Below are 14,030 nucleotides of genomic sequence, written 5' to 3'. Positions count from 1 at the left end.
CGATGTCGATCAAGCTGTACAACTACTTCCGCAGCTCGGCGTCGTTCCGCGTGCGCATCGCGCTGGAGATCAAGGGCCTGCCGTATGACTATGCGCCGGTGCACCTGCTCAAGGGCGAGCAAGCCGCGCCCGACTTCGTCAAGCTGAACCCGGAAGCGCTGGTGCCGGTGCTGTGCGACGGCACCGAGGTCCTGAACCAGTCGCTGGCGATCGTCGAGTATCTGGAAGAGACGCATCCCGGGCCGACGCTGCTGCCGGGTTCGGCGGCCGACCGCGCCCACATCCGCGCCATCGCGCTGGCGATCGCCTGCGAGATCCATCCGCTGAACAATCCGCGCGTGCTCAAGTACCTCAAGCACACCTTCAACGTGGGCGACGACGCCCGCAATGACTGGTATCGCCATTGGGTGCGCCTGGGCTTCGCCGCGCTGGAGACGCGCCTGACGCAGTCGCCGCGCACCGGCGCCTGCTGCGTGGGCGACACGCCGACGCTGGCCGACCTGTGCCTGGTGCCGCAGGTCTTCAACGGCAAGCGCTTCGACGTGGCGGTAGAGGACTACCCGACGCTCGCCCGCGTCTTCGAGCACTGCATGGCCCAGCCGGCGTTCCAGCGCGCCGCGCCCGCCGCCCAGCCCGACGCCGCGTCCGCATGACGGGGCCCGGCCCGGAGAGCGCGCCGCTGATCGGCGCGGCGCTGTCGGGCTTCGGCCTGGGCGCGAGTCTGATCGTGGCGATCGGCGCGCAGAACGCGTACGTGCTGCGGCAAGGGCTACGCCGCGAATACGTGCTCGGCGTGGTGCTGATCTGCGCGCTGTGCGACATGGCGCTGATCGCGCTGGGCGTGGCGGGCATGGGCACGCTGATCTCGGCGCACCCGGCATGGCTGACGGCGGTGCGCTGGGCCGGCGCGGCCTTCCTGCTGGCCTACGGCGCACGGGCGTTCCGGGCGGCGTGGCGCGGCGCCGAGCGGCTGCAGGCGCGCAACGGCGACAAGGCCTCGCATGCGCAGGTGCTGGCGTCCGCGCTGGCGCTGTCGCTGCTCAATCCGCACGTCTATCTCGACACCGTGGTGCTGCTGGGCGCCATCGGCGGGCGCTACGCGATGCCGGCCAACGTGGCGTTCGCCGGCGGCGCGATGTGCGCGTCGATCCTGTGGTTCTCGCTGCTGGGGTTCGGCGCGCGGCTGCTGGAGCCGGTGTTCGCCAGGCCGGTCGCCTGGCGGGTGCTCGATGCGCTGATCGGCGCGGTGATGTGGGCGATCGCGCTGACGCTGCTGATGGGCGGTTAGCCCAGCAGCGCGTCGGCGAATTCGCGCGCGGAGAACGGCTGCAGGTCTTCCACCTGCTCGCCCACGCCGATGAAATACACCGGCACCGGCCGCTGCCGCGCGATGGCGGCCAGGATGCCGCCTTTGGCGGTGCCGTCCAGCTTGGTGACGATCAGGCCGGTCAGGCCGAGCGCATCGTCGAAGGCTTTCACCTGCGCCAGCGCGTTCTGGCCGGTGTTGGCGTCGATCACCAGCAGGGTCTCGTGCGGCGCGGTCGCCATCGCTTTGCCGATCACGCGGCGCACCTTCTTCAGCTCTTCCATCAGGTGCAGCTGGGTCGGCAGGCGGCCGGCGGTGTCGGCCATGACGATGTCGATGCCGCGGGCGCGCGCCGCGTTCACCGCGTCGAAGATCACGGCGGCCGGGTCGCCCGATTCCTGCGCCACCACGGTCACGTTGTTGCGCTGGCCCCAGATCACCAGCTGCTCGCGCGCGGCGGCGCGGAAGGTGTCGCCGGCGGCCAGCAGCACGGACTGTCCATAGGTCTGGAAGTGCTTGCACAGCTTGCCGATGCTGGTGGTCTTGCCGGCGCCGTTGACGCCCGCGATCATGATCACCGTCGGCTGGTCGCGGCCGAGCACCATGGTCTTTTCTAGCGGATGCAGCAGCTCGATGAGCAGGTCGCGCAGCGCGGTCTTCACGCCCTCGGCGGTCTCGATGCGCTGGGCCTTCACGCGGCGGCGCAGTTCGTCCAGCAGGTACTCGGTGGCATCGACGCCGGCATCGGCCATCAGCAGCGCGGTCTCCAGCTCCTCGAACAGCGCCTCGTCCACCTTCACGCCGACGAACAGCGTGGTCAGGCTCTTGCTGGTCTTCGACAGGCCCGAGCGCAGGCGCGACATCCAGCCTTTGCGCGCCTGCTCCACCACGGGCGGCGTCGGCACGGTCTCGATGTCATCGGCCTGCATGTCCAGCGCAGCCGGCGCGGCCGGCGTATCCGGCACGGCGACCGGGGCGGCGACCGGGGCGGGAGCCGGCGTGGGGACGGGGGTGGCAACCGGGGCCGGGGCAGGAGCCTGTGCGGCTTCGGGCGCGGCGGCGGGCGGCGCCGGTTCGGCAGCCGGCTGGGGCTCTGCCTTGCGCTTCTTCCAGAAACTAAACATCGTAAAAGGCAGTCAATTTCGCCGTTAGAATCAAGCGTCGAATTTTATCAGACGGCCTCTATGCGCTCTTTCCCGCAATCCGTTTCAAATTCCGCCCGGACCGGCCTGTGCTGGGCGGGCATCACTCTGGCGGTCGCCCTGCTGGCCGGCGAGGCCGGTGCGCAGGCGCCGGCCCCGGCCCCGATGGCGGCGCGCCAGGCCGCCGCGCTCACCGGCGCCAAGGTCGGCACCAGCCAGGCCGATACACACGAATACCGGCTCGCCAACGGCCTGCGCCTGATCGTCAAGGAAGACCATCGCGCGCCCACCGTCGCCCACATGGTGTGGTACCACGCCGGCAGCATCGATGAGCACAACGGCACCACCGGTGTCGCCCACATGCTCGAGCACATGATGTTCAAGGGCACCCGGGCCGTCGGCCCCGGCGAGTTCTCGCGCCGCGTCGCCGCCCTGGGCGGCCGCGAGAACGCCATGACCACGCGCGACTTCACGATGTACTTCCAGCAGATCGAGAAGTCGCACCTGGCCGACGTGATGGCGCTCGAAGCCGACCGCATGGCCAACCTCCAGCTGACCGACAAGGAATTCAAGCCGGAGATGAACGTGGTCAAGGAAGAGCGCCGCATGCGCATCGACGATTCCGCCCGCGCTACGGTCTACGAGCAGATGCTTGCCGTGCTCTTCAACGCCGCGCCGTACCGCAACCCGACCATCGGCTGGCCGTCCGACCTCGACACGATGACGGTGCAGGACGCGCAGGACTGGTATCACAAGTGGTACGCGCCCAACAACGCGACGGTGGTCATCACCGGCGACGTCAACCCGGACGAGGTCTTCCGCCAGGCCCAGCGCACCTACGGCAAGCTCCAGCCGCACGCGCTGCCGCGCCGCTACGCGCAGGACGAGCCCAAGCAGGTCGGCGTCAAGCGCATCTGGGTCAAGGCGCCGGCCGAGAATCCCTATGTGGTGCTCGCCTATAAGGCGCCGCCGCTGCGGGACGTGGAGAAGGATGTCGATCCGTATGCGCTGGAAGTGCTGTCCGCCGTGCTCGACGGCTACGACAACGCCCGTTTGCCCAACCTGCTGGTCAAGGGCAAGGATGAAAAAGGCGGGCGCCTCGCCGACGACGTCAACGCCGGCTACGACGGCATGAACCGCGGCCCGTCGATCTTCCTGCTGGACGGCGTGCCCGCCGACGGCCACACCACCGCCGAGATCGAGCAGGCGCTGCGCGCGCAGATCGACCGCATCGCCAGGGATGGCGTGACCGAAGCCGAGCTCAAGCGCGTCAAGGCGCAGGTCGTGGCCGCGCAGATCTACAAGCGCGATTCGGTGTTCGGCCAGGGCATGGAAATCGGCATGGCCGAGATGACCGGCCTGTCGTGGCGCGATCTGGACCGCATTCTGGAGAAGATCAAGTCCGTGACGCCCGCGCAGGTCCAGCAGGTCGCCAAGACCTACTTCACCGAAGACAACCTGGTCGTGGCGACACTGTTGCCGCAACCGATCGACCCGAACAAGCCGGCGCGCAAGCCCGTTCCCGGCATGCGCGAAGAAGGAGGGCTGCGTTGATGCGCGCCATGTCCCTGACCCTGAAGACGTTCCTGGCCGGCATGCTGGCCGCCGCGGCGCACGGTGCGCTGGCCGCGCTGCCGATCGAGCACTGGACGGCCGCCACCGGCGCACGCGTGTTCTTCGTGCCGAGCCCGTCGATCCCGATGCTCGATATCAACCTCGATGTCGATGCCGGCACGCGCTATGAGCCGGCGGCCAAGGTCGGCCTCGCCTCGCTCACGGCGGGCATGCTCGACAAGGGCGTCGCAGCCGTCGGCAGCACGCCGGCGCGCGACGAGGCGGCCATCGCCGATGCCTTTGCCGACGTGGGCGCCAGCTTCTCGGGCGGCGCCGGCGGCGACCGCACCAGCCTGCGCCTGCGCACGCTGTCCGATCCGGCCGAGCGCAAGCCCGCGGTGGACCTGATGGCGCAGATCGTCGCCGCGCCCACCGTGCCCGACGCCGTGCTGACGCGCGACAAGCAGCGCACGGTCGCCGCCATCCGCGAGTCGCTGACCAAGCCCCAGGTGCTGGCCGACCGCGCCTTCGGCACGGCCATCTACGGCACGCACCCGTACGGCCAGTCGGCGACGCCCGACACGGTGCAGAGCATCACCCGCGACGACATCCTGCGCTTCTACCACGCCAACTACACCGCCAAGCGCGCCGTGGTCACGCTGATCGGTGCGATCAGCCGGCAGGAGGCCGAGGCCATCGCCGAGCAGGTCACGCGCGGCCTGCCGCCGGATGGCGCCACGCCGCCCGCGCTGCCCGCCGTCGATGCGCCGCTGGCCAAGGCCGACACCGTGCGCATTGCGCACCCGGCGCAGCAGGCGACCATCGTGATGGGGCAGCCCGGCATCGCGCGCAGCGACAAGGACTACTTCCCGCTGCTGGTCGGCAATTACGTGCTGGGCGGCGGTGGCTTCAGCTCGCGCCTGACCAACGAAGTCCGCGAGAAACGCGGCCTGACCTACAGCATCGGCAGCTATTTCGCGCCGGCCGCGCAGCTTGGCCCGTTCGAACTGGCGCTGCAGACGCGCAAGGACCAGACCGAGCAGGCGCTGACCGTGGTGCGCGACACCGTCGTCCGCTTTGTCGCCGAGGGCCCGACCGATGCCGAGCTCAAGGCCGCCAAGGACAACCTCGTCAACGGTTTCCCGCTGCGCCTGGACAGCAACCGCAAGCTGCTGGACAACGTCGCCAACATCGCGTGGTACAACCTGCCGCTCGACTACCTGGACACCTGGACGCAGCGCGTCGCGGCCGTCACGCGCGAGCAGGTGCGCGTCGCGTTCCAGCGCGTGCTGCAGCCGCAGACCATGGCGACCATCGTGGTGGGCGGTCCGGCACCGCACTGACGGCCGGGTTGGCTCCCGAGCGCAAAAAACCGGCGGCATCCCCGCCGGTTTTTGTTTGCGCAGGCTCTACAATCGCGCCCATGGCTTCCCGTACTCCCAATCGTCCCAAGACTTCATCCGCCACGTCGCATGCCCGCGCGCCGCACCAGGTGCGGATCATCGGCGGGCAGTACAAGCGCACGCCGCTGCCGGTGATCGATGCCGAGGGCCTGCGCCCGACCGGCGATCGCGTTCGCGAGACCCTGTTCAACTGGCTGGGCCAGGACCTGGCCGGCTGGCGCTGCGCCGATCTCTTCGCCGGTACCGGCGCGCTCGGCTTCGAGGCCGCCTCGCGCGGCGCGGCGCGGGTCACGCTGGTGGAAAGCCATGCGCCCGCGCTGCGCGCCCTGCACGCGGTGCGCGACAAGCTGCGCGCCGGCATGGTCGACATCGTGGCGGGTGATGTCTTCGCCTGGCTCGCGCGCCAGGCCGACGGCGCTTTCGACCTGGTCTTCATCGATCCGCCGTTTGCGCAGGACTGGACCCTGCGGGCGCTGGAAGCCGCGCTGCGCGTGGTGCCCGAGGGTGGGCTGATCTACGTGGAATCGCCGCGTCCGCTGGTGGCGGTCGAGCCGGGCGACGGCGTTGCACCGGAGGCCGGCACGCCGCTTCCGGCCGGCGTGGTGCTGCACAGGCACCTGCGCGCCGGCGCGGTGCATGCCCATTTGCTGCTGCGCAAAAACGGTTAAACTACGCGGCTTGTCGCCGGTGCATGGGCAGCCGGCGGCACGTTGCCGCCGGGCTTGGGCGTTCCGACCTGATCCCGGCAATGCGGGCGGCAGATTCGGGGTCTGCCGTGCACGACAATCGTGTCCGACCGCAGCAGGCGCGGCCAAGTACCTCGCCGCGCCACCGGATGCTTTTTTCCCCTTGGTGGAGGAACCATGGTGATCGCGGTTTATCCCGGCACATTCGATCCGTTCACGCGCGGCCACGAGGATCTCGTGCGGCGCGCATCCAACATCTTCGACGAGCTTGTCGTCGGGGTGGCGCAGAGCCCGAACAAGCGGCCCTTCTTTGCGCTCGAGGAGCGCATCCACATCGCGCGGGAAGTGCTGGGCCACTACCCCAACGTGCGGGTGGAAGGCTTTTCCGGCCTGCTCAAGGATTTCGTGCGCAAGAACAACGCGCGGGTGATCGTGCGCGGGCTGCGTGCCGTGTCGGACTTCGAGTACGAATTCCAGATGGCCGGCATGAACCGCTACCTGCTGCCTGACGTGGAAACCATGTTCCTCACGCCGTCCGACCAATACCAGTTCATCTCCGGCACTTTCGTGCGGGAGATTGCCCAGCTGGGCGGCGATGTCAGCAAGTTCGTCTTTCCGTCGGTGGAGCGGTGGCTGGTCGAGAAGGTCGGCCGCCGGCATGCCGAGTCCGACAAAACGGCTTAAAATGGCCGCTTGGCGGGAACGCTTCCGCCGGTCATTTCAAGGAAGGCATCATGGCGCTCATGATTACCGATGAGTGCATCAATTGCGACGTCTGCGAGCCCGAGTGCCCCAACGGCGCGATTTCGATGGGCCCGGAGATCTACGTGATCGACCCGGGCAAGTGCACCGAGTGCGTCGGCCACTTCGACGCACCGCAGTGCCAGCAGGTGTGTCCGGTCGAGTGCATCCCCAACGACCCGGCCCACGCCGAGACCCCCGAGCAGTTGATGCAGAAGTACCTCAAGTTGACCGCTGCCTAGCGCGCGGCGCACGCAAAAAAAGAGACGGTTCCGGCCGTCTCTTTTTTTTTCGTGGATGCGCCCGCTCCCTCATTCAACCGGCAGCAGGTCCTCCGGCCCGTCGTACACGTAGCCCGGCTCGCAGACGATGCGGTAGGCCGGCGGATGCAGGTGCGGCGGGCGCGGCACGATCGGCGCGGGGCGGGTGACGGGCGCCTGCACGAACGGCAGCGGCTTGCCGCCGCTGTTGCCGGCCTGTTGCCCCGGGACGATGCGCGGCATCGGTGTCGGAATCGGTGTCGGAATCGGTGTCGGAATCGGTGTCGGAATCGGCGCCGGCGGCGTCACCATCGGGACCGGGTACGGATACGGCATCGGGCCAACGTAGACCCGATGGCAATAGCGCGCGCCCACGTCCTGCTGCACCCGCCGGGCGCGTTCCTGATCGCGCCGCGCCTGCTCGGCGGCTTCGGCGGCAAGGCGTGTCTCGGCGGCAAGGCGTGCGTCTTCTGCCGCCTGGGCCTTGCGGCGGGCGGTCTGTGCCTCGCGCACCTGTACCGCTTCGTCGGCAGCGCGTTCGCGCGCGGCCTTCTGGTCGGCTGCGCTCGGCGTGCTGTCGAGCAGCGGCACGGTCACGGCGCGCGATCCGCAGGGATGGTCGGAGTACACCGTCTGGCCGTTCTCGGTGCAACGATAGACCTCGCCGGCGGCGGGCAGGGCCGTCGCCGCGGCCCATAGGCCGAGTGCGAGCGCAATCGGCGCACGGGGGCGGGACGACGGGATGGGTGGCTTCATGGCGGTGTCCTGCGCGCGGCTGGCGCGTCAGCCTGTGGTGTGCAGGCGCATCATGGCGCGCTCGGCGTTGCCGGCAACCAGGTCCGGCAGCGCATCGAGGCTGCGATCGATGGCGCGGTCGATCAGTTCCTGTTCCTCCCTGCGCGGCGCCTTGAGCACGAAGTTGGCGACATCGTGCTGGCCGGACGGTGCCGTGCCGGGCGGCAGCAGATTCCGCGGATGCCCGATGCCCAGGCGCAGCCGCCAGAACTGCTGCGTGGTCAGGTGGGCCGCGATGTCCTTCAACCCATTGTGCCCGCCCGAGCCGCCGCCCAGCTTCAGCTTGACGGCACCCGGCAGCAGGTCCAGTTCGTCGTGCGCGACCAGGATCTCATCGGGCAGGATTTTGTAGAAGCGCGCCAGCGCTACCGTGGCGAGGCCCGAGCGGTTCATGAAGGTCTGCGGCTGCAGCAGCCAGACCTCATGGCTCCACAGCGTGGCACGCGCCGCGTAGCCGTGGAAGCGCGTTTCGTTGCGCAGTGTCACGTGGCCCATGCGTGCGAGCTGGTCGACCAGCCAGAAGCCGGCGTTGTGCCGCGTCGCCGCGTATTCGGCGCCCGGGTTGCCGAGCCCGACAATGAGTTTGATCATGCGATTCGGAGGGAAGCGGGTGAACGATGCGCCCTGTGACCGTACAAGCATAGCCGCTTTCGCGTGAGCGGATGCACGGCGGGCGCAGGCAGAAAAAAAGCCCGGCGAGACAGGCTCGGCGGGCTTTCCTTCCGATCGCGCCGGTGTGGCGCGACGGTCCGGCACCTTAGGCGGCGGGCTTGTCGCCTTCGCCAGCCGACTCGGCGGCAGCGGCGGACACTTCGCCAGCCGGCACGCTGATGTTGGCCACGGCCGGGTTTTCGTCGCCACCGTGCGTCACGATGGTCACGCCCTTCGGCAGCTTCAGGTCGGAGATGTGCAGGGTCTGGCCGATTTCCAGGTTGCCCAGGTCTACTTCGATGAACTCCGGCAGGTCGGCCGGCAGGCACGACACTTCAACGTCGTTCAGGATGTGGTTGACGATGCCATGGCCCAGCTTCACGCCCGGCGCGGTTTCCTGGTTCAGGAAGTGCAGCGGCACCTTGACGTGGATCTTTTCCGTGGCCGACACGCGCTGGAAGTCGACGTGCAGGACCAGCTGCTTGAACGGGTGCAGTTGGAAATCGCGCAGCAGCGCCTTTTCCACCTTGCCGGCCACTTCGATGTCGAGGATCGACGAGTGGAAGGCTTCCTTCTTCAGCGCGTGGTACAGCGCATTGTGATCGAGTTCGATCAGCTTCGGCTCTGCGCCGGCACCGTAGATGATGGCCGGGGTCTTGCCAGCATTGCGCAGGCGGCGGCTCGCACCCGTACCCTGAACGCTACGCTCGAAAGCGACAACTTTCATGATTGCTCCAAACGAAAAAGACGACTCGCGACCAAGCCGTCTGGTGAAACGGGGCGCCGATGCACCCCGTTGGATATCGCGCAACCGCCGATCAGGCCGGCATTTGCGCAGTAAAGCTTTGAATTATAACAGGATGCCCGAGCCCTGCTGAATTATTCGGCAAACAGCGACATGATCGAGTCGCCGCGCACGATGCGGGTGAAGGTCTCGGCCAGCAGCGGCGCCGTCGACAGCTGGCGGATCTTGCCGCACTGGGCGGCATCGTCACGCAGCGGAATGGTGTCGGTCACGACCACTTCGTCCAGCGCCGAGTCGGCAATGCGGGCCGCCGCGCCACCCGACAGCACCGGGTGCGTGCAGTAGGAGAACACCTGCTTGGCGCCGCGCTCCTTGAGCACCTGCGCAGCCTTGCACAGCGTGCCGCCGGTATCGATCATGTCGTCCATGATCACGCAGTTGCGGCCCTCGACCTCGCCGATGATGTTCATCACTTCGGCCACGTTGGCCTTGGGACGGCGCTTGTCGATGATCGCCAGGTCGACGCCAAGCTGCTTGGCGAGTGCGCGCGCGCGCACCACACCGCCCACGTCGGGCGACACCACCAGCAGGTTGTCGTAATTCTTCTTGCGCAGGTCTTCGAGCAGGATCGGCGACGCGTAGATGTTGTCGACCGGGATGTCGAAGAAGCCCTGGATCTGATCGGCGTGGAGGTCCATCGTCAGCACGCGCTCGACGCCGGCGACTTCCAGCATGTTGGCCACGACCTTGGCCGAGATGGCCACGCGCGCCGAACGCGGGCGGCGGTCCTGGCGGGCATAGCCGAAATAGGGGATGGCGGCGGTGATGCGACGGGCGGACGCGCGCTTGAGCGCATCGACCATCACCATCAGTTCCATCAGATTGTCGTTGGTCGGCGCGCAGGTAGATTGCAGGATGAACACGTGCTTGCCGCGCACGTTTTCCTGGATCTCGACCTGAACTTCTCCATCCGAGAACCGGCCGACAAGGGCCTTGCCTAGCGGGATGTTGAGATGCTTGACGACAGCTTCTGCGAGTTTCGGGTTGGCATTGCCGGTAAAGACCATCAAGCCTTCGCTGCTCATCGGGGCACCTGTTTTTCGACTTCAGACGCGCCGGTTGGCTGGAGTGCCAACCGGGCAATTGCTGGGAACATGAGGAAGAAAATGGCAGGGGAGGAAGGACTCGAACCCTCGCATGCCGGAATCAAAATCCGGTGCCTTAACCAACTTGGCGACTCCCCTACACAACCGATCGGCCCTTGCTTCCGTTGCAGAAGCAAAAGCTGCAAACCTTATACAGCGAACATCGCGAGCGGGTGATGCGTCAGACCTGCCGCACACCGACCTTCCCATTCGGAAGGCACCTGATCCGCCACCGCTTGTGCCTGTTCTGCACGATCAAACGGTGCGAACACGCATGCGCCGGATCCGGTCATCCTTGCCAGTGGGCTGAACTGACGCAGCCAGGCAAGAGCTCGGGCGATTTCGCCGTATTTCCTTTCCGCCACCGCTTGCAGATCGTTGCGACCGTAAGCGAAAACAATTTGTTGGTCAGGAAAGTCCGTAATTATGGTGAGGGGAGTGTTACGTGTCAACCCCTCATCGGAAAAAATTTCGGGGGTGGGGACATGGACGCGCGGATGGATGACCACAAAGGTCGCCGGCGGCAGCGCGATCGGTGTCAGCTCTTCACCGATGCCCTCGGCAAATGCGTTCTGGCCGAACAGGAAGAAAGGCACGTCAGCGCCCAGGCGCAGGCCCAGCGACATCAGCTTCGCGCGCGGCAGGTCGAGCCCCCACAGGCGGTTGAGCGCCAGCAGCACCGTCGCCGCATCGGACGAGCCGCCGCCGATGCCGCCGCCCATCGGCAGGCGCTTTTCCAGCGCGATGTCGGCGCCGTAGGCGCAGCCGGTCTCCGCCTGCAGCAGGCGGGCGGCGCGGATGACCAGGTCTTCGTCCGCCGGAACGCCGGGGATGTCGGTGGTGCGCACCAAGCGGCCGTCGGCGCGGCGGCCGAAGTGCAGGGTGTCGCACCAGTCGATCAGCTGGAACACGGTCTGCAGCAGGTGATAGCCGTCCGGCCGGCGGCCGACCACGTGCAGGAACAGGTTGAGCTTGGCGGGCGCGGGACAGTCGCGCAGTTCGGTGGGCGCGGAGGGCATGGCGGGATGGTGACGGTCTTACTGGTCGAGCACGAGGCGCACGGACAGCGGGCCCGGCGCGCCGCCCGCGCCCTGGGGCCGGTCGAGATCCAGCCGGCGTACGCGGGCATTGGCGGTGCTGTTGTCGCCATCGTCGCTCCAGGCGACGTAGTGCACCGTCCACCCGTTCTGCTCAATGGTCTCGGGGCGCGATTGCGCGTCGCGCGCCACGCGGGCCGGCGTGCCGGGCGTGGGGCGGGCGCGCAGCCAGTCGCGCAGGCCGGAGACCGGCAGCGAGAAGCCGAGCGCGTCCTGCATCAGCGTATCCACTTCGGCGGCGCGGCGCGGCGGCTGGTTAGGCAGTTCCAGGGTGGCGCCCTGCCGGTTCTGGCTGACGATGGCGAGCGTCTGGCCCAGCGGCGACATCAGCTCCAGCTGCACGTCCGCCCCCCGTTCGCGCCACAGGAAGCTGCCAACCGCGCTCTGCTGCGCGTCGTCCTGCACGTAGCGCGCCGAAAAGCGGCCCTGGTAGCGCGTGATGGTGGCGTCGCCGTCTTGCGTGCCGGCGAAGAGGTCGTTGGCCGGCCGTACGCTGGCGCAGCCTGCAAGCAGCGCGCACGCAACACCCAGCACCAGCGCGCCGAGCGCTCGCGAAAACACGGTCGCCATCAGTTCGCGCTCGTGGGCGCGTCCGGCAGCGGCTGGCTGAAGCGGTGCAGTGTCTCGCGCAGGGTCGTGTCGTTGATATCGAGCTTGGCGGCTTCGGTCCAGACCTTGCGGGCATCGTCCTGCTTGCCCGACTGCCACAGCACTTCGCCCAGGTGAGCGCCGATCTCGGCCTGCGGCGCGGCGGCCCAGGCTTTGCGCAGGATGTCGGTGGCGGCCGGCAGGTCGCCGCGGCGGTACTTGACCCAGCCCAGGCTGTCGGCGATGTAGGGGTCGTCCGGCGCCAGCGATACGGCTTTTTCCAGCAGCTCCTGCGCTTCCTGCAGGCGGATGTTGCGATCGGCCAGCGAGTAGCCGAGCGCGTTGTAGCCGATCGCCTGGCCCGGGCGCAGGTCGATCACCTTGCGCAGCAGGGTCTCCATGTTGTCGTAATGGCCGTCGTGCTCTTCGAGCATCGACAGCTGATAGGTGTATTCGACGCTGTCGGGGCTGGTCCTCAGGAGGTCGTTGACGCGGGCACGTGCGCGTCCGTACGCCTTGGCGTCCATCAGCATGCCGACCTCGGCCTGGCGGATGCCGTCCATCAGGGCTTGCCGGCGCGGGCCGTCGGGCACGTCTTCGGTGTCGGCGATGAGCTCGTCGAAGGCCTGCTGCGCTTCATCGATGCGACGCAGCTTGCCGAGCAACTGGGCGCGCTTGATGCCGGCGGCAAGCGCCACCTGGCCGTCGCCATCGCCGTTCGAGGCGCCGGCGATCTTGTCCAGCCACGTGATGGCGCCGGCGTAGTCGCGTTTTTCCTCGGCCACTTGCGCCAGGCCCTGGTAGCCGGGCTCGGGGCTCAGCGAGGGCGACTTGGCGGCCTGCGCGACGTATTCCTTCAGATACTGTTCGGCCGAGTCGTACTGCCGCTGTTGCAGGTTCAGCAGGCCCAGCGCCAGCGGGATGCGCGGGTCGGTCGGGGCGATTTTCCTGAGCGCTTCGAATTCGGCGCGCGCCTGGTCATTCTGATTGCGGACCAGATACATGCGGGCCAGCGCGAGGTGCCCGTCGATGGAAGCCGGCGCCGCCTTCAGGAACGTACGCAGGCCGCTGATGGCGGCGTCGGGATCGCTGTCGGCGCGCAGTTCGGCGGCCAGGATGGCGGCATCTTCATAGCCGGGGCGCAGCTTGAGCGCGGTGTCGAGCTCGGACAGTGCGCCGGTGTTGTCCTTGGCGACCACCTTGGCGCGGGCCAGCGCCAGGTGGGTTTCCGGTCGCTGCGCGTCGTGCGTGGTCAGGCGTTGCAGGGCGGAAACGGCGCCGGCCGGGTCATTGCTCTTGGACATCTGCTGCTGCAGTTGCAGGATGGCCTCGGCGCGCTGTCCGGGCGAGACCTTGTTCAGCTGTGCCTGCAGCATCGGCTCGACTTCGCTCCACTGGCCCGTGGCGACCATCAGCAGCTGCTGCACCTGGCGCGCCGGCATCGAGGTGGGGGCGAGCTCGACCCACAGCCGCGCGGCCGTCAGCGCTTGCGAGGGGGAGCGGGTCAGGAAGGCGATTTCGGTGGCGCGCTGGGCGAAGCGCGGGTCGCGCGTGTCCTGCGCGAGGCCGAGGTAGGTGCGGTAGGCCGGCTCGACCAGGCCGCGTTGCAGCGACACCTCGGACGCCAGCACGCGGTACATGATGTCTTCTGAGAGCGGGACGGCCGGCAGGTCGGTGCGGTCGGTCGCCAGCAGGTTGCCGCGCGGCCGGGATTTTTCGAGCTGGACCGCTGCCCGGCTGCTGCCTTCAGGCGCCGCCTGTGCCGTCCGCGTGGCCGGTGCCGCGGCCCGCGCCGGCAGGCTCACCAATCCCGCCGCAAGCAGCGAGGCCAGCAGGAGCGCCCGGCTGCGCGGAAAGCGCCCGGAACGGTGCGTCGCGGGCGGGCGGGAGAAGGCGTGCGGCATGGTCAAAAGACTC

15 protein-coding genes and 1 tRNA gene are annotated in these 14,030 nt (G+C 68.2%); 7 read left to right on the top strand and 9 right to left on the bottom strand.

Annotation, left to right across the window (positions count from 1 at the left end):
* The first annotated feature begins 2 nt into the window (after positions 1–2).
* Positions 3–653 (top strand): maleylacetoacetate isomerase, encoded by a 651-nt coding sequence (maiA, locus tag GO999_RS14760; protein WP_019717483.1) that lies wholly within the window; start codon positions 3–5, stop codon positions 651–653.
* The gene (locus tag GO999_RS14755) at positions 650–1,288 is read left to right on the top strand and encodes a LysE/ArgO family amino acid transporter (protein ID WP_011000348.1); all 639 of its coding nucleotides are present in this window, start codon (positions 650–652) and stop codon (positions 1,286–1,288) included. Before maiA ends, GO999_RS14755 begins: the two co-directional genes overlap by 4 nt.
* Here GO999_RS14755 and ftsY read toward each other — a convergent pair.
* On the bottom strand, positions 1,285–2,430 hold the full coding sequence (gene ftsY / locus GO999_RS14750; RefSeq protein ID WP_211906342.1) for a signal recognition particle-docking protein FtsY: 1,146 nt from the start codon (positions 2,428–2,430) through the stop codon (positions 1,285–1,287). The two genes, GO999_RS14755 and ftsY, sit on opposite strands and share 4 nt — an antisense overlap.
* Positions 2,431–2,490: 60 nt before the next feature.
* On the opposite strand from ftsY, the gene GO999_RS14745 reads away from it, so the two are divergent.
* The 5 genes from GO999_RS14745 (at position 2,491) to GO999_RS14725 (ending at position 7,074) form a co-directional block, all read left to right on the top strand.
* Positions 2,491–4,002 carry a M16 family metallopeptidase gene (locus GO999_RS14745; protein ID WP_211906341.1) on the top strand — a complete coding sequence of 504 codons (1,512 nt, stop codon included), beginning with the start codon at positions 2,491–2,493 and terminating at the stop codon, positions 4,000–4,002.
* Positions 4,002–5,345, top strand: coding sequence for a M16 family metallopeptidase (locus tag GO999_RS14740; RefSeq protein ID WP_011000351.1), 1,344 nt, complete (start codon positions 4,002–4,004; stop codon positions 5,343–5,345). Before GO999_RS14745 ends, GO999_RS14740 begins: the two co-directional genes overlap by 1 nt.
* Positions 5,346–5,425: 80 nt before the next feature.
* Complete coding sequence (gene rsmD / locus GO999_RS14735; RefSeq protein ID WP_016724254.1) at positions 5,426–6,073, top strand: 16S rRNA (guanine(966)-N(2))-methyltransferase RsmD; 648 nt, start codon at positions 5,426–5,428, stop codon at positions 6,071–6,073.
* Between the two features lie 195 nt (positions 6,074–6,268).
* Positions 6,269–6,775 (top strand): pantetheine-phosphate adenylyltransferase, encoded by a 507-nt coding sequence (gene coaD, locus GO999_RS14730; RefSeq protein WP_003262550.1) that lies wholly within the window; start codon positions 6,269–6,271, stop codon positions 6,773–6,775.
* 50 nt (positions 6,776–6,825) lie between these two features.
* The gene (locus tag GO999_RS14725; RefSeq protein ID WP_011000353.1) at positions 6,826–7,074 is read left to right on the top strand and encodes a YfhL family 4Fe-4S dicluster ferredoxin; all 249 of its coding nucleotides are present in this window, start codon (positions 6,826–6,828) and stop codon (positions 7,072–7,074) included.
* A gap of 69 nt (positions 7,075–7,143) precedes the next feature.
* On the opposite strand, the gene GO999_RS14720 is transcribed toward GO999_RS14725, so the two are convergent.
* The 8 genes from GO999_RS14720 to GO999_RS14685 form a co-directional block, all read right to left on the bottom strand.
* On the bottom strand, positions 7,144–7,848 hold the full coding sequence (locus tag GO999_RS14720) for a DUF4124 domain-containing protein (RefSeq protein WP_211906340.1): 705 nt from the start codon (positions 7,846–7,848) through the stop codon (positions 7,144–7,146).
* 27 nt (positions 7,849–7,875) lie between these two features.
* The gene (pth, locus tag GO999_RS14715; protein WP_211906339.1) at positions 7,876–8,478 is read right to left on the bottom strand and encodes an aminoacyl-tRNA hydrolase; all 603 of its coding nucleotides are present in this window, start codon (positions 8,476–8,478) and stop codon (positions 7,876–7,878) included.
* A gap of 166 nt (positions 8,479–8,644) precedes the next feature.
* Complete coding sequence (locus GO999_RS14710; protein WP_011000356.1) at positions 8,645–9,265, bottom strand: 50S ribosomal protein L25/general stress protein Ctc; 621 nt, start codon at positions 9,263–9,265, stop codon at positions 8,645–8,647.
* A 152-nt stretch (positions 9,266–9,417) separates the two neighbouring features.
* Positions 9,418–10,368 (bottom strand): ribose-phosphate pyrophosphokinase, encoded by a 951-nt coding sequence (locus tag GO999_RS14705; protein WP_011000357.1) that lies wholly within the window; start codon positions 10,366–10,368, stop codon positions 9,418–9,420.
* A gap of 82 nt (positions 10,369–10,450) precedes the next feature.
* Positions 10,451–10,527, bottom strand: a tRNA-Gln gene (locus GO999_RS14700).
* Between the two features lie 50 nt (positions 10,528–10,577).
* Positions 10,578–11,447, bottom strand: coding sequence for a 4-(cytidine 5'-diphospho)-2-C-methyl-D-erythritol kinase (ispE, locus tag GO999_RS14695; protein ID WP_071089671.1), 870 nt, complete (start codon positions 11,445–11,447; stop codon positions 10,578–10,580).
* Positions 11,448–11,465: 18 nt separating this feature from the next.
* A complete protein-coding gene (gene lolB, locus GO999_RS14690; protein ID WP_011000359.1) occupies positions 11,466–12,095 on the bottom strand; it encodes a lipoprotein insertase outer membrane protein LolB in 630 nt (209 codons plus the stop codon).
* Positions 12,095–14,017: a tetratricopeptide repeat protein gene (locus GO999_RS14685; protein ID WP_211906338.1), complete on the bottom strand. Its 1,923-nt coding sequence runs from the start codon at positions 14,015–14,017 to the stop codon at positions 12,095–12,097. Before GO999_RS14685 ends, lolB begins: the two co-directional genes overlap by 1 nt.
* Between the last annotated feature and the right edge of the window lie 13 nt (positions 14,018–14,030).

The organism is Ralstonia nicotianae (genome assembly GCF_018243235.1).
GTDB classification, from domain to species: Bacteria; Pseudomonadota; Gammaproteobacteria; order Burkholderiales; family Burkholderiaceae; genus Ralstonia; species Ralstonia nicotianae.
This window is presented reverse-complemented; position numbering and strand designations above follow the sequence as displayed.

Excerpts from the sequence above, each read along its gene's own strand:
- maiA (WP_019717483.1), top strand. The coding sequence starts at position 3 with ATGTCGATCAAGCTGTACAACTACTTCCGCAGCTCGGCGTCGTTCCGC.
- GO999_RS14755 (WP_011000348.1), top strand. The coding sequence starts at position 650 with ATGACGGGGCCCGGCCCGGAGAGCGCGCCGCTGATCGGCGCGGCGCTG.
- ftsY (WP_211906342.1), bottom strand. The coding sequence starts at position 2,430 with ATGTTTAGTTTCTGGAAGAAGCGCAAGGCAGAGCCCCAGCCGGCTGCC.
- GO999_RS14745 (WP_211906341.1), top strand. The coding sequence starts at position 2,491 with ATGCGCTCTTTCCCGCAATCCGTTTCAAATTCCGCCCGGACCGGCCTG.
- GO999_RS14740 (WP_011000351.1), top strand. The coding sequence starts at position 4,002 with ATGCGCGCCATGTCCCTGACCCTGAAGACGTTCCTGGCCGGCATGCTG.
- rsmD (WP_016724254.1), top strand. The coding sequence starts at position 5,426 with ATGGCTTCCCGTACTCCCAATCGTCCCAAGACTTCATCCGCCACGTCG.
- coaD (WP_003262550.1), top strand. The coding sequence starts at position 6,269 with ATGGTGATCGCGGTTTATCCCGGCACATTCGATCCGTTCACGCGCGGC.
- GO999_RS14725 (WP_011000353.1), top strand. The coding sequence starts at position 6,826 with ATGGCGCTCATGATTACCGATGAGTGCATCAATTGCGACGTCTGCGAG.
- GO999_RS14720 (WP_211906340.1), bottom strand. The coding sequence starts at position 7,848 with ATGAAGCCACCCATCCCGTCGTCCCGCCCCCGTGCGCCGATTGCGCTC.
- pth (WP_211906339.1), bottom strand. The coding sequence starts at position 8,478 with ATGATCAAACTCATTGTCGGGCTCGGCAACCCGGGCGCCGAATACGCG.
- GO999_RS14710 (WP_011000356.1), bottom strand. The coding sequence starts at position 9,265 with ATGAAAGTTGTCGCTTTCGAGCGTAGCGTTCAGGGTACGGGTGCGAGC.
- GO999_RS14705 (WP_011000357.1), bottom strand. The coding sequence starts at position 10,368 with ATGAGCAGCGAAGGCTTGATGGTCTTTACCGGCAATGCCAACCCGAAA.
- ispE (WP_071089671.1), bottom strand. The coding sequence starts at position 11,447 with ATGCCCTCCGCGCCCACCGAACTGCGCGACTGTCCCGCGCCCGCCAAG.
- lolB (WP_011000359.1), bottom strand. The coding sequence starts at position 12,095 with ATGGCGACCGTGTTTTCGCGAGCGCTCGGCGCGCTGGTGCTGGGTGTT.
- GO999_RS14685 (WP_211906338.1), bottom strand. The coding sequence starts at position 14,017 with ATGCCGCACGCCTTCTCCCGCCCGCCCGCGACGCACCGTTCCGGGCGC.